Source organism: Ruegeria sp. CF4, assembly GCF_056537345.1.
In genome coordinates, this window is the sequence record NZ_JBQFRJ010000003.1 from 277417 (window position 1) to 301751 (window position 24335).

The 24335-nt window shown below is 60.2% G+C and carries 23 protein-coding genes; 7 read left to right on the plus strand and 16 right to left on the minus strand.

Annotation, left to right across the window (positions count from 1 at the left end):
• Positions 1 to 3: 3 nt before the first annotated feature.
• The 15 genes from nosZ to ACR0NF_RS10290 all read right to left on the minus strand — a co-directional run bounded on the left by nosZ (position 4) and on the right by ACR0NF_RS10290 (position 16043).
• A complete protein-coding gene (nosZ, locus tag ACR0NF_RS10220; RefSeq protein WP_480667774.1) occupies positions 4 to 1911 on the minus strand; it encodes a TAT-dependent nitrous-oxide reductase in 1908 nt (635 codons plus the stop codon).
• Between the two features lie 14 nt (positions 1912 to 1925).
• Positions 1926 to 4049, minus strand: coding sequence for a 4Fe-4S binding protein (locus ACR0NF_RS10225; protein WP_480778217.1), 2124 nt, complete (start codon positions 4047 to 4049; stop codon positions 1926 to 1928).
• Positions 4050 to 4093: 44 nt separating this feature from the next.
• Positions 4094 to 4558 carry a DUF2946 family protein gene (locus tag ACR0NF_RS10230; protein ID WP_480471439.1) on the minus strand — a complete coding sequence of 155 codons (465 nt, stop codon included), beginning with the start codon at positions 4556 to 4558 and terminating at the stop codon, positions 4094 to 4096.
• Between the two features lie 104 nt (positions 4559 to 4662).
• Positions 4663 to 4926: a hypothetical protein gene (locus ACR0NF_RS10235; RefSeq protein ID WP_480471440.1), complete on the minus strand. Its 264-nt coding sequence runs from the start codon at positions 4924 to 4926 to the stop codon at positions 4663 to 4665.
• Positions 4883 to 6436: a cytochrome D1 domain-containing protein gene (locus ACR0NF_RS10240; protein WP_480667776.1), complete on the minus strand. Its 1554-nt coding sequence runs from the start codon at positions 6434 to 6436 to the stop codon at positions 4883 to 4885. Before ACR0NF_RS10240 ends, ACR0NF_RS10235 begins: the two co-directional genes overlap by 44 nt.
• Positions 6411 to 7625 (minus strand): heme d1 biosynthesis radical SAM protein NirJ, encoded by a 1215-nt coding sequence (gene nirJ / locus ACR0NF_RS10245; RefSeq protein ID WP_480667777.1) that lies wholly within the window; start codon positions 7623 to 7625, stop codon positions 6411 to 6413. The genes ACR0NF_RS10240 and nirJ overlap by 26 nt, the downstream gene beginning before the upstream one ends.
• A gap of 3 nt (positions 7626 to 7628) precedes the next feature.
• Positions 7629 to 8111, minus strand: coding sequence for a siroheme decarboxylase subunit beta (gene ahbB / locus ACR0NF_RS10250; protein WP_480471443.1), 483 nt, complete (start codon positions 8109 to 8111; stop codon positions 7629 to 7631).
• Positions 8108 to 8557, minus strand: a complete 450-nt coding sequence (locus ACR0NF_RS10255) for an Lrp/AsnC family transcriptional regulator (RefSeq protein ID WP_480660762.1) — start codon at positions 8555 to 8557, stop codon at positions 8108 to 8110. Before ACR0NF_RS10255 ends, ahbB (ACR0NF_RS10250) begins: the two co-directional genes overlap by 4 nt.
• Positions 8554 to 9543, minus strand: a complete 990-nt coding sequence (ahbB, locus tag ACR0NF_RS10260) for a siroheme decarboxylase subunit beta (RefSeq protein ID WP_480660760.1) — start codon at positions 9541 to 9543, stop codon at positions 8554 to 8556. Before ahbB (ACR0NF_RS10260) ends, ACR0NF_RS10255 begins: the two co-directional genes overlap by 4 nt.
• 1 nt (position 9544) lies before the next feature.
• On the minus strand, positions 9545 to 10690 hold the full coding sequence (locus ACR0NF_RS10265) for a cytochrome D1 domain-containing protein (RefSeq protein WP_480778191.1): 1146 nt from the start codon (positions 10688 to 10690) through the stop codon (positions 9545 to 9547).
• Positions 10687 to 11058 (minus strand): c-type cytochrome, encoded by a 372-nt coding sequence (locus ACR0NF_RS10270; protein WP_480667780.1) that lies wholly within the window; start codon positions 11056 to 11058, stop codon positions 10687 to 10689. Before ACR0NF_RS10270 ends, ACR0NF_RS10265 begins: the two co-directional genes overlap by 4 nt.
• Positions 11051 to 11812, minus strand: coding sequence for a uroporphyrinogen-III C-methyltransferase (gene cobA, locus ACR0NF_RS10275; RefSeq protein WP_480778192.1), 762 nt, complete (start codon positions 11810 to 11812; stop codon positions 11051 to 11053). The genes ACR0NF_RS10270 and cobA overlap by 8 nt, the downstream gene beginning before the upstream one ends.
• 189 nt (positions 11813 to 12001) lie before the next feature.
• A complete protein-coding gene (locus ACR0NF_RS10280) occupies positions 12002 to 12403 on the minus strand; it encodes a cupredoxin domain-containing protein (RefSeq protein WP_480778193.1) in 402 nt (133 codons plus the stop codon).
• Between the two features lie 54 nt (positions 12404 to 12457).
• A complete protein-coding gene (locus ACR0NF_RS10285; RefSeq protein ID WP_480778194.1) occupies positions 12458 to 14242 on the minus strand; it encodes a NapC/NirT family cytochrome c in 1785 nt (594 codons plus the stop codon).
• Positions 14243 to 14366: 124 nt separating this feature from the next.
• Positions 14367 to 16043 (minus strand): cytochrome D1 domain-containing protein, encoded by a 1677-nt coding sequence (locus ACR0NF_RS10290; RefSeq protein ID WP_480778195.1) that lies wholly within the window; start codon positions 16041 to 16043, stop codon positions 14367 to 14369.
• A gap of 231 nt (positions 16044 to 16274) precedes the next feature.
• Between ACR0NF_RS10290 and ACR0NF_RS10295 the strand changes: the two genes are divergently transcribed.
• The 7 genes from ACR0NF_RS10295 to ACR0NF_RS10325 all read left to right on the plus strand — a co-directional run bounded on the left by ACR0NF_RS10295 (position 16275) and on the right by ACR0NF_RS10325 (position 23001).
• A complete protein-coding gene (locus ACR0NF_RS10295) occupies positions 16275 to 17462 on the plus strand; it encodes an NnrS family protein (RefSeq protein WP_480778196.1) in 1188 nt (395 codons plus the stop codon).
• 121 nt (positions 17463 to 17583) lie between these two features.
• Positions 17584 to 18033, plus strand: a complete 450-nt coding sequence (locus ACR0NF_RS10300) for a c-type cytochrome (protein WP_480471453.1) — start codon at positions 17584 to 17586, stop codon at positions 18031 to 18033.
• Positions 18034 to 18048: 15 nt separating this feature from the next.
• Positions 18049 to 19416, plus strand: coding sequence for a cbb3-type cytochrome c oxidase subunit I (locus ACR0NF_RS10305; protein WP_480471454.1), 1368 nt, complete (start codon positions 18049 to 18051; stop codon positions 19414 to 19416).
• Positions 19416 to 20231: an AAA family ATPase gene (locus tag ACR0NF_RS10310; RefSeq protein ID WP_480778197.1), complete on the plus strand. Its 816-nt coding sequence runs from the start codon at positions 19416 to 19418 to the stop codon at positions 20229 to 20231. Before ACR0NF_RS10305 ends, ACR0NF_RS10310 begins: the two co-directional genes overlap by 1 nt.
• 9 nt (positions 20232 to 20240) lie before the next feature.
• A complete protein-coding gene (locus ACR0NF_RS10315) occupies positions 20241 to 22163 on the plus strand; it encodes a nitric oxide reductase activation protein NorD (RefSeq protein WP_480778198.1) in 1923 nt (640 codons plus the stop codon).
• On the plus strand, positions 22160 to 22708 hold the full coding sequence (locus tag ACR0NF_RS10320) for a cytochrome c oxidase subunit 3 (protein ID WP_480778199.1): 549 nt from the start codon (positions 22160 to 22162) through the stop codon (positions 22706 to 22708). The genes ACR0NF_RS10315 and ACR0NF_RS10320 overlap by 4 nt, the downstream gene beginning before the upstream one ends.
• Before the next feature lie 50 nt (positions 22709 to 22758).
• The gene (locus ACR0NF_RS10325) at positions 22759 to 23001 is read left to right on the plus strand and encodes a cytochrome C oxidase subunit IV family protein (RefSeq protein WP_480778200.1); all 243 of its coding nucleotides are present in this window, start codon (positions 22759 to 22761) and stop codon (positions 22999 to 23001) included.
• Positions 23002 to 23056: 55 nt separating this feature from the next.
• Here ACR0NF_RS10325 and hemA read toward each other — a convergent pair whose 3' ends face one another.
• Positions 23057 to 24280 (minus strand): 5-aminolevulinate synthase, encoded by a 1224-nt coding sequence (gene hemA, locus ACR0NF_RS10330; protein ID WP_480778201.1) that lies wholly within the window; start codon positions 24278 to 24280, stop codon positions 23057 to 23059.
• Positions 24281 to 24335: the final 55 nt, after the last annotated feature.

The window sequence follows — 24335 nt, forward strand, 5'->3', positions numbered from 1 at the left end:
GGGTTATGCTCCCTGCGGCTCGACCAGCATCCGGCCGCGCATTTCCATGTGCAGCGCGTGGCAGAACCACTGGCAATAGAACCAATGGACGCCCGGACGGTCGGCAGTGAAGGTGATCGACGCGGTTGCCATCGGTCCGATCTCGAAGGCGATGCCGTAGTTGCCCAGGCAGAAGCCGTGGGTCACGTCATCCACGTCATCCAGGTTGGTGACGAAGATTGTCACCTCGTCACCCTGTTTGACGGTGAACTTCTCAAGGCTGAATGTCGGCGCCTGCGAGGTCATGTAGACCCGCACCTTGTTGCCATCCCGGATGGGCTCTTCTGCGCCTTCTTCCAGATCGATGCCATCGGCTTCGGCCTGTTTGCGGGCGTCTTCCCAAGTGACGTCGTTGCGGTCCCACACGTTGACCGGGTTGACGATGTCACTGCGAACGATGATCGAGTCATGCGGCTCGGCAAAGGTCGGCCCGTCGTGAACCACCTTCATCTCATCCGACGAGATATCGATCAGCTGTTCGTTTTCAGGCTTCAGCGGACCCACATTCAGGAACCGGTCTTTCGAGAACTTGTTCATCGAAATCAGCCACTTGCCATCGGCATCCTTGGTCTCACCCATCGAAGTCGAGTTGTGGCCCGGCTGATAATGCACATCGACCTTCGAGATGATCGGATCGACATCCTCACCCGCATAGGCGCGGATCGCCTTGTCCATGTTCCACTTCACGATCTGACTGTCGAGGAACAGCGTGGTGAACGCGTTGCCCTGACCGTCATACGCGGTGTGAAGCGGGCCAAGACCCAGCTGCGGCTCACCCACGATGCAGGATCGCGGATCGGCATCGCTTTCGAACAGCGCGTCCAGCTTGGTCACATCCATGATCGATACGGTGGGCGACAGCTTACCGTTGATGCAGACGTGCTTGCCGTCAGGCGCGGTGTTGATGCCGTGCGGCGAGTTCGGGATCGGGATGTAGCGGGTGTATTTCTTGTTCTGACCCTTACGTCCGTCCAGAACTTTGACGCCTTTCAGTTCCTGATAGTCGCCAGCCTCGATGCCCTTTTCGATTTCCGCGAGGTTGAAGACAACAACGTGGTCCAGCTCGTTCTCGGTCATCTCGGCCAGGTTCATACCCATTTCCGAGTTGTACGAGGTCGAATAGGCGTATTTGCCCTGATAGTCGCAGTCGGTGTTGTCGAGGTTACCCGACACGATCACCTGCCATGCCACTTCCATGGTGTCGCCGTCCAGCGCGGTGAAGATGTTCACGTATTGCGACGGATCGTCCAGCACGGAGCCGTCATTGACCAGCGGAGTTTCATCTTCGCCGTTGGCAAAGACATAGCCAGTGCGCGGGAATTTCTGCGGACGCAGGCCGTGGATCGCCTTGGCATTCGGGATCTCGGTGATCTTGTCGCATTTCATCACATCGCAGCGCACACGAGCAACGCGGGTGTTGGCCTTGTCGTTCATGAACAGGTAACGGCCGTCATAGGTGCCGTCAGTGAACGACATATGCGGGTGGTGAAGGTCGCCGTTGTCATAGGTTTTCATGCCGCGCTTGGCGAGGAATTCCTTGGTTTCCGGCAGCAGACCGTCGGTCATGATCTTTAGCGACTCGTTGGTCTGGCCCCAGCCGGTGGCCGAGCAGCGGTTGAACACCGGCACCCGCATCAGCTCGCGCATGGACGGGAAGCCCAGAATGCGCAGCTCGCCGGTCTGACCCGAGGACCAGAAGCCGTAGTATTCGTCCAGCTCACCGGGCTGCAGGTTGGCATTGGCCGCAGCGCTGGCTTCTTTCGCGGTCATCAGGGTCGAGCCCAGACCGGTCCCGGCCAGCACGGCGCCGGTTGCGGTTGCACCCAGCATGCCGCGGCGTGTGACGTTCAGTTTCTTGTCATGTTCCGACATGATCGTTCCTCCTTTTAGGAAACGGTTTGCGGTTTGGCGTTCGGATGGTTCGCCGGTGGCTGTCCGAGGGGGGTCTTGGGATTGACCGACCCGGTCTTGGCCCGCCGCTTCAGCTGGCGGATAACGACGGGACATTTGTCCTCGGACTGGTAGAGCACCTGACAATGCAGGCAGGTGACGCACTCGTTCGGATTGATCTCACCGGTGGGGTGGATCGCCTGAACGGGGCATTCATTGGCGCAGGTCTGACAGGGCGTGCCGCAATCCTTGTAGCGGCGCAGCCAGTCGAACATGCGAATTCGGGCCGGGATCGCCAGCGCCCCGCCCAGCGGGCAGAGGTAGCGGCAATAGAACCGTTCGACGAACAGCCCGATCCCCAGCAGGGCCAGCGCAAAGACCACGAAGGGCCAGTCGCGCATGAATTTCAGGATGATCGCGGTCTTGAACGGCTCGACCTCGGCATATTTCTCGGCCAGCGGGATCGAGACAAAGCTGATCCCGAACAGCACGAGGAAGATCATGTATTTCGCAGGCCACAGGCGCTCGTTCAGACCCCAGGGCAGAGTCCATTGCGGCACCTTGAACGCCCGCGCGATCTTGTTGGTCAGCTCCTGCAGCGCGCCAAACGGGCACAGCCAGCCGCAATAGGCACCCCGGCCCCAGAACAGCAGCGCGGCGGCGACGGCGAACCATTGGATAAAGACCAGCGGATCCAGCAGGAACGCATCCCATGAAAAACCTGTGCGCAGGCTGCCGGCCAAGGCCATCAGGTTCACCACGCTCAGCTGTGCATTGGCGTACCAGCCAATGAAGAACAGCGTCATGGTCAGGAACCCGATGCGGAACCAGTAGAAGACGCGCGCGTTCATCGTGGCGTGGAACTGGAAGAAGAAGGTGGCTGTCAGCACCAGCAGCATGGCACCCAGAACCGCGATCTCGACCACACGGTCTTTCCAGATTCGCTGCCACAGCGCGGCCTTTGCAGCGGCCTCGCCAGTTGCATCATCGACCACCACAGGGGCGGCAATCGGCAGCAAATAGCGCTCGGGCAGTTTGTAGCCCAGATCGAAGGTCAGGAAGGTCTTCTCAACCGCGCCCACCGCACGCTGCACCAGCAGCTGCAGGCGGAAGGGTTCGGCCGGGTCGAATTCGGCATCGGCGGGGATTTTGAAGATATCCAGCTCGGTGAAGCTTGGCGCATCTGACGCGGCAACCGTGCCCAGACGGCGCTGTTGTTTGTCGAAGAACCGCACCGAACTGTCGCCCTGGATCAGCTGTATCCGGTCAAAGATGCCGCCGCGAACATAGCCCGAGCCCTTGAAGCTGTAAGCGCCACGACCCAGCACCAGAATGGCCTGTTCGCCCTCATCCAGCCAGTTGACCAGATTCTGGTATTCGGCCTCACCCAGCAGTGACTTGCCGATGGACGGCACCGAGACCAGCGCCATGTGCATGTCAATGAAGGTGTCATCGGGCTCACCCGGCTCTGGCCGCTTGATCGCGCGCTGATCGCCGGTGGCCTCAAACGCGGCGTTGACCTGTCCGACGTCCAGCGTCAGCCGCCGAATTGATCCGTCGCCCGACAAGGTGGTCCAGTCATAGACCGCATCCTGCGCCATATCGACTTCGCGCTTTGGTCCACCGGCCTGCAGCGGAGACAACCCCCCCAGCCCCAATGCCCGCGCCACTTTGATGCCGCCGCGCACAAGGCTGTCGTCAATCACCATGATCGTGACAGTGGCCCCTGAGATGATGTCGAGGTCATGCCCCTCACCCCCGGTCTCGGCCTCAACTTTCAGGTCCAGACCTGTGTAGCCTTCGGTCAACTCGACCATGCGCGAATTGGGGATGCCGATCAGCACGATGGGTTCCGAGTGTTTGACCAGCTGCACACCGGTCAGCACCGCATCACCATCAATCGCGGCGACCACATGGATCGGCTTGCCGGAATAACCGGTCGTGCCGACAAAGTCGGAGGTCAGGAATGCCCAGGCGACGGTTTCGCCCCCCTTCAGGACGGGCGCAACGGGCACGTCCTCGCGCACCGGGCCAAAGGCATCGGCACCGGGGGCCAGATCGGCGGGCTCAATTTCAGGCAGGAAGCTGGCAAGGCTGTCGGCATGGGCACTGATCGCCATCAGGCAGGACAGAGCAAGGGCCAGCATAAAGTGGAATGCGCGACTTACGACCACGGCGCACCTCCGATACTTAGGGTAAACGCCATGGACGCGCGCGGGGCGCGTTCGGTTATTTCTTGGGCCGGGCGCGGGGGTCCGCGGGTTTCGGGCCAGAGCCAATTCGAGTTGTACAACTCGAAAGATGGGCCCTGTTCGCAACGTACAACACGAACAAAACCGGTTTGCCGCAGCTCCGGCAGCTCAGGCACAGGTGCAGAGCCGGTGACGGCGCACAGCGCGCAATCGGCGCATTTCGGGCAGTACGCGGTCGGGTCTTCGGTGTCCTCCTCAAGATCAACCTCGACCCAGACCGCGCCGCCTTCCGAGCAGATCTCCACCCAGACACTTTCACCGGGACTCGCCAGCGCCGGCGCAAAGGTCTGCAACAACAGAAGGAATATGCCCGCCAACCCAACCGCCGCGCGAACCGCGCGGGCAGGGAGATTGTGCAATGGGGTCAGGGCAGGCATGGAGACTCCGACTCGGGAAGCTGAGCCTGATTTCTAGGGGATTCGGTTTGGGCGATACTTGACTTAGGTTAGGTGTAGTGAATTTCTGATTTTCACTATAAAAATCAACTGTCTGCCTCATCCATCAGACCGCGCACCCAACGTCCGGCCAGCCACGCCGCCGGTATGCCCAGAGGGATCGACCAAAGGATCGCAGGCACCGGTGCAATGGCGCTGAATCCTGCGCTGTGCAGGATCAATCCGGCCAGAAACAGGTTGATGGCCACGGTCAAAGCCGTGGCCGGATAAAGCAGGATGGCCAGTTTCCAGACCGGCCATTTGCCCTCAGTGGCTGGTGCCTTCCGAGAAGGTGATTTTGTTCCAGACATTGTACTTTCCAGACGGTTTGCGCATCGGCAGGCGGCGGACCTCTTCCAGCGTTTGCGCGTCATAGACGATCACCGCGCCGTCATCCTCCCAGATCGAAACCAACGCGTGGCTGCCATCCTTGGTGAACTCCACATGGGCCACGGTCTTGCCCGGTGCAGGGCGCAAAGTCTTCACGATTTCAAGGCTTTGCTTGTCAATCACATGCATCGCATCCTTGTTCGGTCCAAAGAACACATCGGCCCAGACGTAAGGTGAATTCTCATGGCTGCGCATGAAAAAGCCAGGTCCTTCGGTCTTGATCCGCTTGACGGTTTCCCAGCTTTCCATGTCGATCACCGACACGGTACCATCGGTCAGATGCGGCGTCGCCATCACGGTTGTATCGCCGCGTTTCCACGTGATACCCGAACCTAAGTGAGGCATCCCCGGCAGGTCTAGATCAGCCACTTTATGCCCGATCACCAGATCGATCACCTGCCCGCCCTTGCCATCGCGCGAGGCTCCCATGACGTATTCATAGCTCTGGTCGAAAAAGAAATCGTCCAGATAGTCGGGTGTTGTGATCTTGCGCACCGGGAAAGGATCAGGGTTCTTGAACTGGCCCTCAATGCGGAAATCATGCCCCAGCCCGAATTGCGGCGGGTTGGCCCCGTAGAAGACCTCCCAAATCTCGGGAACGTCTTTCAGCGCCAGCACGAAGCTTTCGCGCGGCGGCGCCTGATATACGGCTGAGACGCGGCTGGGAACGCCTTTTTTACTTTTGACTTCAATGACTTTCGCCACCGACAGGTCCTCGGTCGAAAGCAACGTTAAAGAGTTCGGCAGGTAGTTCGCCACCGCCACCCATTTGCCATCCCCTGACATGGCGATGTTACGGCTGTTCAGCCCCGCACGCACGCGACCCACCTGTTTCAGCGCCCAGATATCGTATTTCTGCACCCAACCATCACGCGACATGATGAAGACATAGCGCCCATCGGGGCTGAATTTCGGCCCGCCATGCACGGCAAAGGGCGTCTCGAACCGGTCCAGAACCTCGAACGTATCGCCATCCAGAACGCTCACATGATGATCTCCGGTTTCCACCACCAGCGTGATGTTCATCGGGTCGCTGTCCCAGACAGGCGCGTCCACAGGCGCGTAATCCTCGTCCAGAGTACGGCTGGCCATGATATCGGCCTCGCCCCATTTGGGGTTGGTCTCCAGCGGAGATTTCAGCCAACCTGCCAGTTCCTCGATCTGCAACGCATCGAGCTCATGCGAAAAAGCGGGCATCTGTGTGGCCGTGCGCCCCTCGGCAATCACCGCCGCAACGCGTGGCCCACGCATCCGTTTCAGGGTCTCGGGGATCAGGGCCGGACCAACCCCGCCCAGACGGTTCTCGCCATGACATGAGGCGCAGTGCTCGGCATAATCCGAAGGGGCGTCCGCCCAAGCGGCGCTGGCCAGTAGCAGCGAACAGAGGGTTCCGATTCTCAGGGTGTCAAAAGAACTGATGCGCCGGATCATGGCTTTTCCCTCGGAACGGTGTGACCTGCAGACGCTCACCTGCGTCCTGCACGCCGATTTCTTGGTTTGACAGGTAGCAGGCCGGGTCTTCGGCCCACGGATCTCCGGTAAGCTGCAGAGCACGAATGCGGGTGTTGCCACCGCAGACATCCTTTAACTGACAGGCACCGCAACGCCCTTTCAACGGGCGTGGACGAGTGCGCAGCATGGCGAGCATTGGGTCGTCGCCGGTCCAGAGGTCCGAGAACGATTTGGTCTTCACGTTGCCGACCGTGTAGTCGGACCAATAGGTGTCGGGATGCACCCGCCCCAGATTGTCGATATTGGCCACACCCAACCCGCTGGAGTTGCCACCCCAGGCAGCCAGATGCTCCCGCACGTGCGCGGCTTTGGCATCGTCGAAATGTGCCCGGACCCAGTTCAGGAAGTACCCCGCATCAGCGTCGTTGTTGCCGGTCACGATGTCCAGAGGGCGACCGCCAGACGCAGCCTCCCAAGCGCGTTCCAGCAACAGATCCAGACCGTTACGGGTGCGCAGATGCTCGGCATCCTCGCCCCGGTTTTTATCGCCGCGCCCGGCGTAAACAAGGTGAGACAGGTAGAACTTGTCGACCCCCTCATCATCACATAGCTGTAACAGATCAGGCAGGTGATGTTGCGTGCCTTCGGTCAGGCAGAACCGCAAGCCGACCTTGATGCCGCGTTTCTTGCATTCGCGCACACCGCGCAGGGCGTCGGCAAAGGCGCCTTCGACACCTCGGAACCAGTCATTCGTGGCCCCGATTCCGTCCAGCGAGATGCCGACATAGTTGAAGCCCACGTCTGCAATCATATCGGCGGTTTCGTCGTAAATCCGCGTGCCGTTGGTCGACAGTGCCAGCATCGGCACCAGATCGCGCGCACGTTTGGCGATGTCGAAGAAATCGAACCGGTCCAATGGTTCCCCACCCGAGAGGATCAGGGCCGGGACGCGAAATTGGCCCAGATCCTCGAGGGTTACCATGGCTTGCTCGTGGCTGAGCTCACCGGGGAACGCGACATCCGCCGATACGGTATAACAATGGCGGCATTTCAGATTGCAGCGTCGCGTCAGGTTCCAGATCACCACAGGTTTCACCGGTCCGGGTCGACGCTTGCGCATCGGGGTCGGTTTGACCAGTTGGTGCATGTATTCAGTCAGGCGGAACATATCTCAGCCTTTCTTTTTCAGGCGCAGCCCGGTCTTTTTCAGGATGCGTGTTGAATAGAGGATGTCTTTGGCCCCGCAGGCCTCACCCAGAATGGCCGCGATCTCGGCGCGTTTCTCCTCGACCTCCTCGCGATCTGCACCATGAACCATGGCGAACAGGTTGTAAGGCCAGTCGGGCAGGGCGCGCGGACGCTCGTAGCAGTGGGTGACGAAGGGCAGAGCACCTATCCGAGCCCCCAGCTCGGCCACGCGGTTGTCGGCGACATCCCAGACGGTCATGCCGTTCGAGGTCATCCCCAGTTTGTAGTGGTTGGGGGCCGCAGCAATGCGCCGGATGACACCACGCGATTTCATGTCGGCCAGACGGAACAGCAGGGTCTCTTCATCCAGGCCCAGTTCGTTAGCAACCTGCGCATAAGGGGCGGGCACTAGCGGCAGGCCGCCTTGCAACGCCTCGATAATCTCTCTGTCCTTTGCGTCGATCATGCCGCTACCCGGAAGCCGATGAAGAATTCCTGAAGTTTGGGAAACTGCAGGACCGCGATCCCGGTTTCCCGTTCGATCGCCTCGGCTGTGGTTGCGATGCCCTCGGGCGTTTCGGTTGCCAGAACGAACCACATGTTCAGTCGATGCGTGCGTTCATAATTATGCGCGACCTCTGGATGCGCATTGACTTTGGTCAGGACGGTTTCAAAATCCTCGGGCGGCACGGCCATGGCACACAGGCAGAAGGCACCCCCCATTGCAGCTGCGTCGAAGAAGGGGCCAAAGCGGGTGATGACGCGTGCGTCCTTCATCCGTGCCAGACGGCTCAACAGGTCGGATTCCGTGATCCCCAAGTCCTCGGCAATCGCCGCGTAGGGGTGCGAGTTCAAAGGCAGATCATCCTGCATCCGGTTCAGGATCGCGCGGTCGGTGTCGTCCAGCGTCATGCGGCGGCCTCCTTCGGTTGGATCAATGCACCGGTCTGTTTGAAGCAGCGGGTCGAGAACAATACTTTGCGCTGCGCACCAAAAAGTTCAGGCAGGGCGGCGGCCCCGGCCAGGACCTCCATCGCCTCGGGGCGCGAGCGTGCGTGGATCATCGAATAGAGGCGATAGGGCCAGACATCCTCGACCGGATTGCGCTCATAGCAAAGCGTCACGCCTGGATGGGCCGCCAGCGCTGGCCCGGCAGTGTCGACCTGCTCTGGCGGCATGTCCCAGACCACCATCGCATTGGCGGACCAACCCAGGGCGCGGTGGCGCACAATGACGCCGAGGCGCGAGATGATCCCGGCTTGGTGCAAAGCAGCGATGCGTTCCATTACGTCATCTGGGCTGCGGTTCAGGGTCCGGGCCAGAGCAGCATAAGGCTCAGCAACCAGCGACAGCCCGGAACTTAAGGCTTGTAACAGCGGCCGGTCGCCTTCACGCATGGCCGAACGATCAACTTTCCGAGGGCCAAGAGTATTGCGGGTCTCGCCTGACATACGAAAGCCCAGATCAATGTTGAACGGTCGAACCAGCCGCAAATCCAGAACTCGCAGTCCCGAGCGCTGCGAGATCCTTGCGAGGGTGTCGTTCACATGCGCCCGGTCTGGACCGGTGGCCACAAACCAAAGGTTCCAGTCATCCTCGCGCTGGTAATTGTGGTTCACGCCGGGCTCTGAATCGATCAGGGCCGCAACCTCTTCCAATCGCGCCTCGGGGGCGGCGACGGCGGCCAGAGTGCTGGCCGAAACCGCGCCGGGTGCAATCGTTGCGCCAACCCGCGTGATACGCCCGGTCTTGCGCATCCGGGCCAGACGGTCGAGCACTTCGGCCTCGTCCAGACCCAGCGCGTCCGCCAGAACCTGAAACGGGCGCTCGGTTATGGGAAAATCGCGCTGAAACTCGTCCAGCAGACGGCGGTCGATGGGATCGGTGATGTGCTGCATGTCAAAGCCCCGTTCTGTGCGCACGGGCGGTGAAGAAGATGCCGGATGGGCTGTCGGCCTCAATCTCACGCAGCTTTTCAAACGTTTGCGTGTCGTAGACCATGACCTTGTTCGCGTCGCGCACGCTGATCCAGACCTCATGCCCGCGCGGGGTGAATTCCATATGCAGAACCGCGGGACCGGGTTTGAATTCGTGGATGATTTCCTTACTGACGCTGTCGATGACCTGAATCGTATCGTTCAGCGGATGGGCAAAGTTCACCCAGACCTGCCGCCCGTCTGGCCGGGCCATGGCAAAGACCGGTTGGCCATGGGTTTGGGTGCGCCCGGTCTCAATCAGGGTGTCGGCGTCGATCCACAGAACCTCGTGATGGCCGACGGCGGGCAGAACGAACTCACGACCCGTCAACGCCCAGCCTTCGAGGTGAGGCATTTTGTAGACCGGCATTTCCTCTTGCCCGCGCCCGTAATCAGGCAGCACGCGGATGGGTTCGGGCGTCTCAGCCCACAGGTCCAGCGCGGTCAGGCCGTCTTCACCAAACAGACCGGTGATATAGGTGCGGCCATTGGCAGTAATCAGCGCGTCATAGGGGTTTTTGCCCATGTCGGGGATCTTGGTGATCGCGGGATCGCCTTTGGTGAAATCGGCAATCCAGGTCTCGCCCGTGTCCCACATGGTAAAGACAAACCGACGACCCGGCGCATCGACCAGACCGATGGTTTTGCTGTCGGTGGGAATGTCGGCCACCATCTCAAGCGTGTCCGCATTAAAGACCCGCACCCCGCCGGGTTCATAGTTCGACACCGCGACCAGTTTGCCATCATCCGAGATTGCGCCACCGATGGCGTTGCCCGCCTGCACGACGCGGTTCACGATCTGGCGTGTGACGATATCGACCTTGGTCAGCCCTCCATCGCGCCCGAAGACATAGGCAAAGCGTTCATCGGGGGAATAGACCAATGAGGCATGGGAGAGATCGCCGAGCCCTTCGATCCGGGCCAGCGCGGCACGCTCGGATTGATCCACCAGCAGGACCGAGCCTTTGGCTCGTTCGATCACGAGACCGAGGTCTCCGGTCGCGGTGGGCTCAGCCTGCGCGGTGGTCATCAACAGGGTGGCGGCAAGGGTAAGGACGAGCTGTTTCATTGTGCCTCCTGTGCCAGCAGGTAACGTGCGATCCATTCGGCCTCTTCTTCACTGATCAGAGGCCGCCAGGGGGGCATCGCGGTGTCGGGGATGCCGTCGAGGATCACGCCGGTCAGAACCTCTGCGTCGTAGTGGTCCAGCGTTTCGGACCGCAGATCGGGGCCAAGGCCGCCTTTCAATGACAGGCCATGGCATGAGCCGCAGTCCTGATGGACAAGACGCTTCAGCGCGCTTGGATCGAGCGTGTCGGCGGCGAAAGCCGTGGTGGCCACAAGGACAGCCGTGGATAGTACAGCACGCGCAGTCCAACCCTTGCGCCCTCCCGCAGACGGTCGCCGCGTAGGCCTTCTGGAACCCAGCTTAGCCATGCGCCTGCTCCAGCAATTCAGCCAGGGGCCGTTCGGCGTAAAGCGATACAACCTTGCCGATGATAAACAGCGTTGGCGCGCTCAGCTCTGCCTCGCGGACATCCGCCGCCAGCCGATCCAGTCGGGATACCATGCGGCGCTCGTCCGACGTGGTCGCTTTGCCAACCGCCAGAACGGGGGTCGAGCCGGGCAGGTTTTCGGTCATTAGCCCCATGGCAATCTGGCCGATATTGGCGACGCCCATATAGACGACCAGCGTCGAGTCTGGATCGGCCAGACGTTTCCAATCCAGGTCCAGCACCTTGTCGGCCTGCCGATGCCCGGTGACATATTGTACCGAGGTTGCCAGCCCACGATGGGTCAGCGGCACGCCGGTGGAACAGGACGCGCCCTGTGCGGCAGTGATGCCCGGCGCGTATTCGACCGGGATGCCGTTTGCCATCAGATGCGCCGCCTCTTCCGAGCCGCGTCCGAAGATCATCGGGTCGCCGCCCTTCAGGCGCGCTACGGTGTGACCGGCGCGGGCTTCTTCGACAAGGATTTCGTTGATGCGATCCTGCGGCACGGTATGACACTTGGGGGCCTTCCCAACCGGGATCAGCCGTGCGCCATCAGCGTGCAGATTGAGAATATCGGCCGAGACCAGGCGGTCATAAACCACCACATCTGCCTCTTGCAGCATCCGCAGTGCGCGCAGGGTCATCAGTTCAGGGTCGCCGGGGCCTGCGCCAATCAGAAAAACCTTACCGCTCATGTGCAAACTCGCTTGGTCTGAATGTCTTCGGAACCCGGAGTTCCTGCGCGATCAGGTGACGTTGCTGGGTGAGCCGGGCGTGTCATGGGGCCAGACTGCCGCAATCGAAAAGGAACCTCCTTGACTAAAGTTAAGGAGCGCGGGAATTGCCCCGCGCTCCTTTTTGCTTGCCTGTATGATTGCCTCGGCTCAGGGTTCGACGGTGATCATGCCGATCATGTTCTGTGTCTCCCAATGTGGCCCGCACAGGTATTCCTGCGGGCCGGGGGCGAGGAAGGTCAGGTCAACCGACTCCTCAGGAAACAGCCGGTCGCTTTCGGGTTCGCTGCCGTCTTTCAGCAGGACCGAGTGACTGGTGCGTTTGTCCACGTTCACCCAGCGCACTGTTGTGCCCGGTTTCACGGTCAATTCGACCGGGCAGAACGTGTATTTGTACATCAGAACAACCTCGGCATCCTCAACGGCGGATGAGGGCTCACCAAACAGCTCGACATAGCGCTCTTCTGCTTCCGCACACAGCTCGGCGGTTTCGTCCGCCCAGGCGGGTGTGGCCAGAAGCAGCAGCGCGGGAAGAAGGTGTTGGGATTTCATCGTCCAAGTCTCCTCTTCTAAGCGGAAGGGGCCGGATCGCCCGGCCCCTGTCCCTTATTGTTTGACCACGTTGATGAAGGCACTGTCGTCGTCCAGCGCCAGGCTGGTATCCAGCGTCACATGGTGGAACCGTGCGGCGGCAAAGTCATCGTGGATGGCAAAGCCGACGGTATAGGTCTGACCTACCTCAAGCGGCACATCGCCGGCTGCGCCCGAGTTCAGCGGGCGGGTGAAGACCACGGTCCACATGCCCGCATCCAGGCTGGCCGAGGCAGCGATTTCACCGTCATTGACCACGCGCTGTTCCAGCAGATAGCCGTTGGTGGCGCTGCCGTCCGCATAGACACGCATCAGATCCAGATAGGTGCCGTCAGCCAGATACTGCTCGATCTGATCGGCGGCGTGCAGCTTGTCCCAGCCACCCAGCGCCTTGCCGCGACGGCCTTTGATTTCGACTTCGGTCCGGCTTTCGCTGATGTATTTGGTCACCGTATCTTGCGTGCTCAGACGGCCAGAGACATCGCCATTCGCGGCAATCGCATCGGCACCCGGATCAAAGGGCATATAGGAGTTGTCCGCGTGGCACGAGGCCCAGCAACCCACTTGATCACCCAATTCGATCCCTGTGCCAGTGATCATCATGGCCACCTTGATCTGGTTGTCGGGGTCCATCTTGCCGCCATCGACGAAGGGGGCGGGGTTGTGGCCCGCATCCGGCCATTGCAGGCGGATGTACAGGTTCTCATCATCATGAGCGGCCTGCACGGATGCATCGATCACACCGCGTTTGCCCGGGATTGGGGTGGGTTCCAGATCACCGCCAGCCACGATTTTGTTGCCGATCGCATCCAGTTCGGCAGCGTGACAGGTCGTGCATTGGTCTCCGCCCTTGGTCAACGGACGCGCACCACCGTGGGATCTGCCGTTCTGAACCCACTCGAACGAGGCCTGACCGGGGTAGAACAGTTTCATATCTGCACCTGGGACAGCGGCCCAATCGATATTTGTGCCAACATCGCTTCCGCCACCTGCAGCGGCTGCAGCTTCTTCGCCAGAGGCTTTGGCACGCTCTTCCGCGACAGCTGCGTCAACTGCCGCTGCGATCTGGGCCTGTACGGCCTCTTGCTGGGCAACACGCGCGGCTTTCTCAGCCTCAGCATCGGCGGCTTCCTTAGCTTCGATCCGCTCCAGACTGGCCAGATATTCGGTAGGGATTTCGCGAATGAAATCGGGATTCGGCGCTTCAAGTTTTTCCAGATATTCTTCATCGGCCCGGTCGCGGGCATCCGAGTGTGCGATCCCCTTGTGGCAGTCAATACAGGTCTGACCAACGGTCATCGCGTTCAGGTGCTGCTGACGGGCGCGGGGTTTCTGGAACTCGGGCATCATCGACTCGAAGTCATGGCAGTTGCGGCACTCGCGGGAGTCGGTGGCCTTCATCCGCTCCCATTCGTTCATGGCCAGATGCACGCGCTTGGCTTCGAATTTTTCGCGTGTGTTGATGGTGCCGACCATCTTGCCATACAGCTCTTTGGACGCCTTGATCTTGCGGATGATCTTGTGGGTCCAGTCCTTGGGCACGTGGCAGTCCGAACAGACCGCGCCCACGCCCGAACGGTTCACGTCGTGGATCGTGCCGGTGTATTCTTCATAGACGAAATCACGCATCTCGTGGCACGAGACGCAGAATTCCTTGGTGTTGGTGGCTTCCATGGCGGTGTTGAACCCGCCCCAGAAGATGATGCCGGCGGCAAAGGCCGCAGCGATCCCGGCCACGGGCATTCCCCACAGGAAATACCGGCGCCAGATTGGTTTTTTCTTTTCCGGTTCGGAGGTCATATCCGGTCTCCGTTTTGGCTTCTTTCTCTGGCCCTGGATGTCAGGCCTGTGGATTTGGCTGATGAGTCAAACGAGGAAAGGGCGGGCGAGGGGCCCGCCCTTTCCGGTGCTGAGTACAAACCCGTCAGGTGATGTGGTTCGACCGGTTGTAGACGTTGAACTTACCGGTCGGGGCAAACAGACCTTTCACACGACCGATCTCTTCCAGCGTCTTGGCGTCGAAGATCACGATCTCACCATTGGCCTCTTTCGAGGTCGAGCGGTTCCACTTGGAAACCCAAACCTCGGAGCCGTCCTGGTTGAACTCGAAGTGGACGGCGACATTGCCTTCCTCTTCGGTGATCTGGATCGTTTTCACGATCTCACCGGTTGCCTTGTCGATGACCTGCACCGATTGCTGAATCTCAGGCTCGGGATGCTTGGTCTGGTCGGCCCAGATGTAATCCGATTCCGGGTGCGTCCGAATGAACAGGCCGGGTCCGTCGGTTTCCACCTCATAGCAGACCTTCCAGGCATCGTCCGGGCGACCTTCGGGGTCGTTGCCCCAAACGGTGACCGTGCCTTCGCCCAGGTGGGTTGTACCGGCAACAGGACCGCAATTCGGGTCATCCCAGTTGGCGCCCGGGCCGGGGTGCGGCAGCGGCGCGGTGTCGATCAGAGCTTCCAGCTTGTGGGTCTCGGTATCGACCACGACCATCTTGTTCGACGCGTTCGCGGCGATCTGGAAGTAACGACCGGTCGGATCAAAGAACCCGTCATGCAGGAACTTGGCGCTGTCGATCTTGTCGATCCGCAGGTTGTCCAGATCGGAGTAGTCCACCTGCCAGAGCTGACCGAGTTCTTTGACGGCCACGATCCATGTGGGCTCGTTCGGAGTGGTGTAGATGGCGGCCACGCGAGCCTCTTCCACATAATCCCCGTCCACGTTGTAACCGCGGGTCGAGACGACCTTTTTCGGCTCCATGGTTTCGGCGTCGACGATGGCGAAGTGCGGCGGCCAATAAGCCCCACCGATCACGTATTTACCGTCACCCGAAACGGCCACGTCGCGGGCGTCATAACCAATGGTGACCTCGGCCACGAGCATGTTCTCGGGGTTCTGCCACAGGTCGATCTTGGTCATCTTGCCGTCGCGGCCCATAGTGTACCAGAAGCGGCCCGGATTCTCCGGCTCTTCCAGTTTATGGTGCTCGGACGCTTTCAGGACGTGCACGGCATAACCGGTCGGGATATGCGCCAGCACTTCCTTGGTGTCGCCGTCGATCACGGCCACCTTACCCACGTCACGTTCGATGACCACGAAGAAGTTTTCCCAGTTGCGGCCATGCAGCGGCTCGGTCGGGTAATCCTGCGGTTCGACATAGACCTTGCGGGTCGCCATCATCTGCTCAAGCGACATCTCCGGCGGCTTGGGCGGCTCCATCTGGATGTAGGTCGCCATATCGCGGATTTCTTCTTCGGACATCACATCCGAGAAGTTGTTCATACCGCCCTCGGTGCCCCATGCGATGATCTTCTCAAGCCGGTCCTGTCCCAGTTTCAGGGTGCCGGACTCGGTCACGGTGCCATCGTCGTTCTTTGTTTCAACCAAAGGCTCAAGGCTTTTGCCTGTCGCCCCTTTGCGCAGCACGCCGTGGCAACCGGCGCAGCGTTCAAAGTAAAGTTGTTTTGATGATTCAAAGGCTTCCTTGCTCAGGGTTGGCTCTTCTGCAAAGGCTGGCGCAGCGACGCTGCCCAGCAGCATCGCCAAACCGACCCCGAAGGCGCGGCCAGTTCTGTTGTAGCTGATTCCAAGTGACATGATCACTCTCCATTTGCTGGTGAGGCAGGTCCAAGGGTGAGACATCACGCGTTTGTTATCCTTGACGAAAGTCAACGGAAGGCCTGCAAACTGCGTCCAAAGGCAATATTTCCGCCAATAAAATAAGGGTTTCGGAGGCATCTTTTCGCCTGCTTGATTTCTGTTAAGTGAGCTGGAACTGAAGCTCGCTAGGTTCTCACCCAGAGGGCATCAGAGCCGAGGAGAGCAGACATGTCGGCAGTCATCGCGCGGGTTTTTGGCGAAGGATTTCGGGTCTTTTTCCTGTCAGCCGGTTTATACGGTCTGTTCGTTGGCGGTGTCTGGGGTGTCTGGTTGATGGTCCAGACCGGCGCAGTTTCTTATTCGGGCACGAGCTATGCGATGACCCCACCGATGTGGCACGCGCATGAGATGATTTTCGGCTATGCCACCGCCGCGCTGGGCGGGTTCTTTCTGACCGCCGTGCCGAACTGGACCGGCGCACCCGACGCGCGAGCGCGGTTCATAATGCTGGCGGCGGGTCTTTGGCTTCTGGGGCGTCTGGCCATGTGGTATTCGGCTGCGCTGTCGCCTGTTCTGGTTGCCGTGCTTGATCTCGCCTTTGTGCCGATCCTGGCCGCGAAGATCGCGACTCAGCTGATCCGACGTCCTAAACCGCAGAACATGGTGTTTCTGCTGCTGCTCAGCTTGATCTGGATCGCCAACCTGCTGACTCACTTGCAATGGATCGGGATCACCAATGACACGCTCGATACCGGCCTGCGTGTTGGGCTGCTGACCTTATGTTCCATGATCGCGATTCTGGGGGGGCGGATCACGCCGGCTTTCACCCGTAACGCGATGAAGCGCGAGGGTGCGCCGGAAGAGGCGTGGCCGGTTTCTGTTGCCGCACTCGATAAGGCAGGCATGGTCGTCGCTTTGCTCCTGCCAATCAGTGCGCTGATCATTGGGATCAGCATGGTGACCGGGCTGGTGGCGCTGATCCTTGGCGTTGTGCAGATCCTTCGCATGGCGCGCTGGCGGTCGCTCTGGGCCATGCGGCAGCCGATTCTCATAGCCTTGCATGTTGGGCTTGGAATGCTTGCGCTTGGCCTGATCTTGTGGGGCCTGTCCCTGTTGGGCATCGGCAATGAGATTGCGGCGCTGCATGTGCTGGGCATCGGCTGTGTCGGTGGCATGACACTGGCGGTCATGAGCCGCGCCGCGCTTGGTCATAGCGGTCGGGCGTTGGTTGCGCCGACGCCGATGGCGGTGGCCTACGGGTTGATGGCGCTGGCCGCGATCCTCAGATGGGTTGGATCGGATCTGAGCACCGGCTACCTGACGGCGATGCTGGTTGTCGATGGGCTATGGATCGGAGCGTTTGCGCTCTATCTGATCGCCATGTGGTCGGCACTGACAGGTCCGCGCGCGGCCTGAAAAATAAAGTTATTCAAATAGCTTACTCTTTCCTGCGGACTGTCTTGACTTTCGTTAAGGCAGCTCAGCCACCCAGCCGCCATTGTCGTCACACTAGCTAATCTGCGCAAAGGAGAGCGCAATGCGAGAAGTCATGACAAAGAGCATGGCTCGCAACATATTCTATGGCGGGTCACTGTTCTTCATCCTCATTTTCCTGGCCCTGTCGGCCCATTCGCACTGGTACATCGTCAATTCCGAGAATTCGGCGAAACTGGATGAGAGTGTGGTCCGCGGTAAGCACATCTGGGAAAAACACGCCTGTATCAACTGTCACTCGATCCTGGGTGAAGGTGCCTATTTCGCCCCCGAAGTCGGCAATGTAATGACCCGCTGGGGCGTCCTCGACGACCCGGAATCAGCCTTTGAATCGCTCAAGGGCTGGATGGAGGCGCAACCCACCGGCATTCCCGGCCGTCGGCAGATGCCCAATTTCAACCTCAGCGACGAAGAGCTTCGCGACCTGACCAACTTCCTGATCTGGACCGACAATATCGATGCTCAGGACTGGCCACCGAACGAAGCCGGTTAAGGAAGGAACAGAGCAATGAAATACGAATCCCAAAAAATTGCGCTGGCCTACTTTGCCGTGGCCATGGCGCTGTTTGCGATCCAGGTGCTGGGCGGACTGCTGGCGGGCTGGGTCTATGTCATGCCCAACACGCTCAGCGAGTTGTTGCCGTTCAACATCATCCGCATGTTGCACACCAACGCGCTGATCGTCTGGCTGATCACAGGCTTCTTTGGAGCGGCCTATTTTCTGGTTCCGGAAGAAACCGAACGCGAGATCCACTCGACCAAGCTGGCTTATCTGCAGCTGCTGATCCTTGTGGTCGGTACGCTGGGTGCGGTGCTGACTTATACCTTCAACCTGTTCGAAGGTAACTGGCTGCTGGGTAAAGAGGGGCGCGAGTTCCTTGAACAGCCCAAATGGGTCAAGGCGGGCATTGTCGTGGCGGCGCTGATCTTCCTTTACAACATCTCGATGACGGTGCTGAAGGGTAAGAAAACCGCGATTTCGAATATCCTTGTTCTGGGCCTCTGGGGTCTGGCGCTGCTGTTCCTGTTCGCCTTCTACAACCCGGGCAACCTGTCTCTGGACAAGCAATACTGGTGGTATGTCGTCCACCTGTGGGTCGAAGGCGTGTGGGAGCTGATCATGGCCTCGATCCTGGCCTATCTGATGCTGAAGCTGACGGGTGTGGACCGCGAGATCGTCGAGAAATGGCTCTATGTCATTGTCGCCGCCGCGCTGTTCTCGGGCATCCTTGGTACAGGTCACCACTACTACTGGATCGGTACGCCTGCGTATTGGCAGTGGATCGGCTCGATCTTCTCAAGCCTCGAGGTGATCCCGTTCTTCGCAATGATGGCCTTTGCCTTCGTCATGGTCTGGAAAGGCCGTCGTGACCATCCCAACAAGGCCGCTCTGTTGTGGTCGCTGGGCTGTGCCACGCTCGCCTTCTTCGGTGCCGGCGTCTGGGGCTTCCTGCACACGCTGCATGGGGTGAACTACTATACCCACGGTACGCAGATCACAGCGGCTCACGGTCACCTGGCCTTCTACGGTGCTTATGTCGCCCTGAACTGCGCCATCTTCAGCTATGCCATGCCGATCCTGAAAAACCGCGATCCGTATAATCAGGTGCTGAACATGGCTTCGTTCTGGCTGATGACCGGCGGCATGGTGTTCATGACCTTCGTGCTGACCTTTGCCGGAACCGTGCAGACGCACATGCAGCGTGTGGTGGGCGACTACTACATGGACGTGCAGGACCAGATCGCCATCTTCTACTGGATGCGCTTCGGTTCGGGTGTCGTCGTGGTGCTTGGCGCGCTGTTGTTCATCTACTCGATCTGGGTGCCCCGGAAAGAGGTGATTGAACCCGGCAAGATCGAAACCCCTGCGGAGTGATGAATATGGATGGCTCCATGAAACTGAACGAGGGGGCGGCAAACGCCCCCTTCTACCTCGCCCAGGGCGATGAATGCGATGTGTTCTGCGCCGCTTACAACAATGATCTGCCGGTTCTGCTGAAAGGCCCGACAGGCTGCGGCAAGACCCGATTTGTGGCCCATATGGCTGCGCGTCTTGGCCGCCCGCTTTATACCGTGGCCTGCCACGATGACCTGGCCGCCGCTGACCTGATCGGGCGTTACCTGCTGAAGGGCGGCGAGACTGTTTGGGTCGATGGCCCTCTGACTCGCGCTGTGCGTGAAGGTGCGATCTGCTATCTCGACGAGGTGGTCGAGGCCCGCAAGGATGTCACCGTCGTGCTGCACCCGCTGACAGATGACCGGCGCATCTTACCGATCGACCGCACGGGTGAAGAACTTGAGGCTGCGCCCGGCTTCATGCTGGTCGCTTCATATAACCCCGGATATCAGAATATCCTGAAAACCCTGAAACCCTCGACCCGGCAGCGGTTCATCTCGCTGGAGTTCGACTTCCCGTCACCTGAAATGGAGGCCGAAGTTGTCGCCCAGGAAAGCGGACTGCCGCTGGAGCGCTGCAAGCCGCTGATCCGGCTGGCGAACAAGCTGCGCGGGCTCAAGGGTCAGGACCTTGAGGAAGGCGTTTCCACCCGTCTGGTCGTCTATGCCGCGACATTGATCGCACAGGGCATGTCCACCGACCGCGCCATCCTTGCCGCTATGATCGAACCTCTGACCGATGACGAGGATATCAAACGCGGGCTCCTCGATCTTGTCACGGCTGTCTTTGGGTGAGGCCGGCCGATGGTCAGGATCGATTTTGAGCCATGGGAACCCGAAGAAACGATCGGGAAACTGTGGCACACCCTTGCCAGCCGCCTCGATGCACCTGAGGTGCATGATGGAGCCGCGGTCGACCTCTCAGAGGTCGCGGGGCGGCTGGCTGTCCTCTTCCGAGGGCTTGGGGGTAGTCCGGGCGTAGAATTGCGCCCGGTCTCACCCGAGGTTTCACGCCACCGTCTGGGGTGGCGCCGCCGTCTGGCGACCGAAGTCGAGCTGATGCCGCGTGCGTCGTTCGATGGCGAAGTATTGCGCCTGCCCGACCGGCTGGCCGTTTTTCCTGCACGTGAAGCAAATGGTGCGCTTTACGTCTGGCTGGCCGCCGCCGCGGCCCATGCCAGCACCCGCATCGACGAAGACGACCCGCTGCGCGCCGATTTGCACGCGTTGATCGCCGCCCGACGCATGGTCGAGGCGACATTAGACAATGCCCCTGGTTTGCGCGCGCTTTACACCGAACTCTGCAAAGGCGTTCTGCATTACCGCGACATCCCCGGTTTGCCACCCGTGGAGGCGGCAGTTGAAGAGATCATTCGCCACTTGCTGGGCGATCCTGCACCCCTGTCATCGCAGGCCGAGCAGCTTCTGACACTGGATGACGACCTTTCCGCCCCGCGCGGATATCAGCATTTCCGCCCTATCCCGTTGTGGCCCGCGCTGCGCCCCGTCGGACTTTCCGAACATAACGAGGTCGAAAACCCCGACACAGAAGGCCCGCCCGAGGAAACCGGAGAGAAAACCCATCGCGCCCGCCGCCGCAAATCGGATCAGGCTTCCCGCAGCGACAGTTTCATTCTGCACAAGTTCGAAGCGATCCTCAGCTGGGCCGAGTTTCTGAATATCAACCGCCGCATCGACGACGACGACCCCGACAATGCCAAGAAAGCGGCCGACGATCAGGAAGAGATTGGCCTTGGGCAGATCTCGAAGGCGCCGCCGACCAAGCTGAAACTGCATCTGGACCTGGCTCCGGAGGATGTGAACCGAGAGCGTCTGTCCGGCCGGGTTCTCTATCCCGAATGGGATGTGCGCACAGGGCAATACCTTCCCGATCATGTCAACGTTCTGACTTCGGATGCCGACATCCGCGAAGATTCTGCAGAGTTTGGCAAGGACCCCGCCACTGCCCGCCGCATCCGCGCCGTGAAACGCCAGTTCGAGGCGTTGCGTCCGGGCCGTGTGATGACGCGCGGCCATCTGGATGGCGATCAGCTGGACATCGAGGCCGCCGTCCGGGCGCAGGTGGATCGCTGCGCCAATGGCGAAGGCACCGAACGCATCTGGATGCAATCCCGCCCCGAGGCGCGCGATCTGGCGGTATCGATCCTGCTGGATGTCAGTCGCTCGACCGAAAGCGCAGTCACAGGCCGCGCCGTGATCGACATCGAACGCGAGGCGCTGGCCGCGCTCGCCTGGGGTCTGAATGCCTGCGGCGACGATTTCGCCATTCACGCCTTCAGCTCGCTGAAACGCCACCGTGTTTATGTGCAGCGGTGCAAACGGTTCGATGAGCCGATGGGGGGATTGGTCGAACAACGCATCGCGTCCCTGCGCCCCGGTCACTATACCAGACTCGGCGCTGCGATCCGGCATTGCTCGGCCGATCTGGCCGGTCAATCGCGCAAACGCCGGTTGTTGCTAGTCATCACCGATGGCAAGCCCAACGATCTGGACCACTATGAGGGTCGCCACGGCATCGAAGACACACGGCAAGCCATCCGCGAGGCGCGCCGCGCAGGGCAATCGGTATTCGGCGTCACCATCGACAAAACCGGCAAAAGCTGGTTTCCGCGCATGTTCGGCCAGGGTGGCTTCGCTGTCATCCCCGATCCGCACCGTCTGACCATGGCCCTGCCGCAGATCTACCGCCAGCTGGTCGGCGCATGAGCGAGACCTCTCTGATCGACGAGCTTCCGGGCGAGTTGCTGATGTGGGTGCTGATCATCTCGGAACTGCTGGTGTTCGGCGCAGGCTTGATTGCCTTCATGGGTGTGCGCCTGACCGATCCCGCCGGATTTGCCGAAGCGCAATCGCATCTCTACCGCACCGGAGCGGCGCTTAATACGGCGGTGCTGGTCACCTCAGGTTATCTGGCGGCGCAGGCGTTGCATTGGCGGAAGGTCGCGCGTCGCACTGCGGCTCGAATAGCGATGATCGCCGCCGCCGCGCTGGGCGTCGTGTTTCTGATCATTAAAGGTGTGGAATATGCAGGTAAAGCCGCGCAGGGGATCACCTACGAGACCCACCCGTTCTTCCTGTTCTACTACCTGTTGACCGGATTTCATGCCGCGCATGTTCTCGCAGGCGTCGGCGTCCTGTTGCTGGTCGCCTGGCGCGATGACCCACGCAATATCGAGGCAGGCGCACAGTTCTGGCACATGGTTGATCTGGTCTGGATCATGCTCTTCCCTGTGATCTACCTGCTGGGATGATGACGATGCCTGCACCTTCATCTTTTCCCAGAATCTCCCGCCGAGCGCGCTTGAACGCGCTCACACGTGCCTGGCTCGCTCTTTTGGCGCTCAGCGTCACATCCGCGATACTGACGGTGCTGCCCATCCCACCCGCGCTGTTGGGCGGCGGCATCCTTGTTTTTGCGCTTGCAAAATCCCGGGTCATTCTTTCCCGCTATCTGGACCTTGCAACCAGCCCGACATGGCTGCGCGGCTTCACGATGGTGCTGACCGGCTTTGCGGTCGTCATCTTTGCCCTCTACTTGATCTGAAAAAACGCCGCCTCCGGAGAGACGGCGAGGTATCACGCAAGGGGGCGCTTTTTGATTACTGGGCCGCCATCGGCATCCGCGCGATCTGGCAGCGTTGCCACAGGGCCGACAGCGCGCTGACCAGATGGTCGATATCCTCATCGGTATGAACCGGAGACGGCGTGATCCGCAGGCGCTCGGTCCCTTTCGGAACAGTGGGGTAGTTGATCGGCTGGATGTAGATGCCGAACTCCTCCAGCAGCGTGTCCGAGATGAACTTGCATTTCACCGGATCGCCGACCATCACCGGGATGATGTGGCTAGGGTTGGGGATATGGGGAATACCTTCCGCATCCAAGCGCGCGCGCACCTGCGCCACGCGGGCCTTTTGCAGGTCGCGCTCGGCATTGGACTGTTTCAGATGCCGGATCGAAGCTGCAGCACCGGCGGCAATCGAAGGCGGCAGGGCGGTGGTAAATATGAAGCCACTGGCAAAGCTGCGCACGAAATCGCACAGCGCGGCTGAGGCAGCGATGTAGCCTCCGACCACACCAAAGGCTTTGCCAAGCGTCCCTTCGATCACCGTCAGGCGATCCATCAGGCCTTCACGCTCAGCGATGCCGCCGCCGCGCGGGCCATAAAGACCAACGGCGTGGACCTCATCCAGATAAGTCATCGCACCGTATTTGTCGGCCAGATCGCAGATTTCTTTGATGGGGGCGATGTCACCGTCCATCGAATAGACCGACTCGAATGCTATCAACTTGGGCGCATCGGGATCGGCTGCGGCCAGTTTCGCCTCAAGATCTTCCAGATCGTTGTGCTTCCAGATCACCTTCTGCGCCCGCGAGTGGCGGATGCCTTCGATCATCGAGGCGTGGTTCAGGGCATCAGAAAATACGATCAGGCCAGGAATTTTTGCGGCGAGGGTGCCAAGGGCCGCCCAATTCGAAACATATCCGGAAGTAAAGAGAAGCGCGGCTTCTTTTCCGTGCAGATCGGCCAGTTCGGCCTCAAGCAGCACGTGGTCGTGAGTGGTGCCTGATATGTTCCGCGTCCCCCCGGCCCCCGCGCCGCAGCGGTCCAATGCGTCGTGCATCGCACCGATAACTGATGGGTGTTGACCCATGCCGAGATAGTCGTTTGAACACCAGATCCGCACGTCCCGCTGCACAGGGCCGTCTGTTTGACGCGCGTTGGGGAAAGACCCGCAGCGACGTTGCAAGTCGATGAAAACACGATAATTCCCTTCGTTCTGAAGGTCCTCAAGGCTTTGGCTGAAGAAACGCTCGTAATTCATCTTGCTTGCTCCCCGGCATACTGGCTATGGGCTGAGTTTATGGCAGCCTCGGTGC

What these genes read in the sequence shown, in the direction of transcription:
- ACR0NF_RS10265 (WP_480778191.1), bottom strand. Translation starts at nt 10,690, where the DNA reads ATGAAACAGCTCGTCCTTACCCTTGCCGCCACCCTGTTGATGACCACC.
- ACR0NF_RS10290 (WP_480778195.1), bottom strand. Translation starts at nt 16,043, where the DNA reads ATGTCACTTGGAATCAGCTACAACAGAACTGGCCGCGCCTTCGGGGTC.
- ACR0NF_RS10300 (WP_480471453.1), top strand. Translation starts at nt 17,584, where the DNA reads ATGCGAGAAGTCATGACAAAGAGCATGGCTCGCAACATATTCTATGGC.
- ACR0NF_RS10280 (WP_480778193.1), bottom strand. Translation starts at nt 12,403, where the DNA reads ATGAAATCCCAACACCTTCTTCCCGCGCTGCTGCTTCTGGCCACACCC.
- ACR0NF_RS10295 (WP_480778196.1), top strand. Translation starts at nt 16,275, where the DNA reads ATGTCGGCAGTCATCGCGCGGGTTTTTGGCGAAGGATTTCGGGTCTTT.
- ACR0NF_RS10305 (WP_480471454.1), top strand. Translation starts at nt 18,049, where the DNA reads ATGAAATACGAATCCCAAAAAATTGCGCTGGCCTACTTTGCCGTGGCC.
- nosZ (WP_480667774.1), bottom strand. Translation starts at nt 1,911, where the DNA reads ATGTCGGAACATGACAAGAAACTGAACGTCACACGCCGCGGCATGCTG.
- ACR0NF_RS10255 (WP_480660762.1), bottom strand. Translation starts at nt 8,557, where the DNA reads ATGACGCTGGACGACACCGACCGCGCGATCCTGAACCGGATGCAGGAT.
- ahbB (WP_480660760.1), bottom strand. Translation starts at nt 9,543, where the DNA reads ATGCAGCACATCACCGATCCCATCGACCGCCGTCTGCTGGACGAGTTT.
- ahbB (WP_480471443.1), bottom strand. Translation starts at nt 8,111, where the DNA reads ATGATCGACGCAAAGGACAGAGAGATTATCGAGGCGTTGCAAGGCGGC.
- cobA (WP_480778192.1), bottom strand. Translation starts at nt 11,812, where the DNA reads ATGAGCGGTAAGGTTTTTCTGATTGGCGCAGGCCCCGGCGACCCTGAA.
- ACR0NF_RS10320 (WP_480778199.1), top strand. Translation starts at nt 22,160, where the DNA reads ATGAGCGAGACCTCTCTGATCGACGAGCTTCCGGGCGAGTTGCTGATG.
- ACR0NF_RS10240 (WP_480667776.1), bottom strand. Translation starts at nt 6,436, where the DNA reads ATGATCCGGCGCATCAGTTCTTTTGACACCCTGAGAATCGGAACCCTC.
- hemA (WP_480778201.1), bottom strand. Translation starts at nt 24,280, where the DNA reads ATGAATTACGAGCGTTTCTTCAGCCAAAGCCTTGAGGACCTTCAGAAC.
- nirJ (WP_480667777.1), bottom strand. Translation starts at nt 7,625, where the DNA reads ATGTTCCGCCTGACTGAATACATGCACCAACTGGTCAAACCGACCCCG.
- ACR0NF_RS10270 (WP_480667780.1), bottom strand. Translation starts at nt 11,058, where the DNA reads ATGGCTAAGCTGGGTTCCAGAAGGCCTACGCGGCGACCGTCTGCGGGA.
- ACR0NF_RS10225 (WP_480778217.1), bottom strand. Translation starts at nt 4,049, where the DNA reads ATGGCGATCAGTGCCCATGCCGACAGCCTTGCCAGCTTCCTGCCTGAA.
- ACR0NF_RS10230 (WP_480471439.1), bottom strand. Translation starts at nt 4,558, where the DNA reads ATGCCTGCCCTGACCCCATTGCACAATCTCCCTGCCCGCGCGGTTCGC.
- ACR0NF_RS10285 (WP_480778194.1), bottom strand. Translation starts at nt 14,242, where the DNA reads ATGACCTCCGAACCGGAAAAGAAAAAACCAATCTGGCGCCGGTATTTC.
- ACR0NF_RS10235 (WP_480471440.1), bottom strand. Translation starts at nt 4,926, where the DNA reads ATGTCTGGAACAAAATCACCTTCTCGGAAGGCACCAGCCACTGAGGGC.
- ACR0NF_RS10315 (WP_480778198.1), top strand. Translation starts at nt 20,241, where the DNA reads ATGGTCAGGATCGATTTTGAGCCATGGGAACCCGAAGAAACGATCGGG.
- ACR0NF_RS10310 (WP_480778197.1), top strand. Translation starts at nt 19,416, where the DNA reads ATGAATATGGATGGCTCCATGAAACTGAACGAGGGGGCGGCAAACGCC.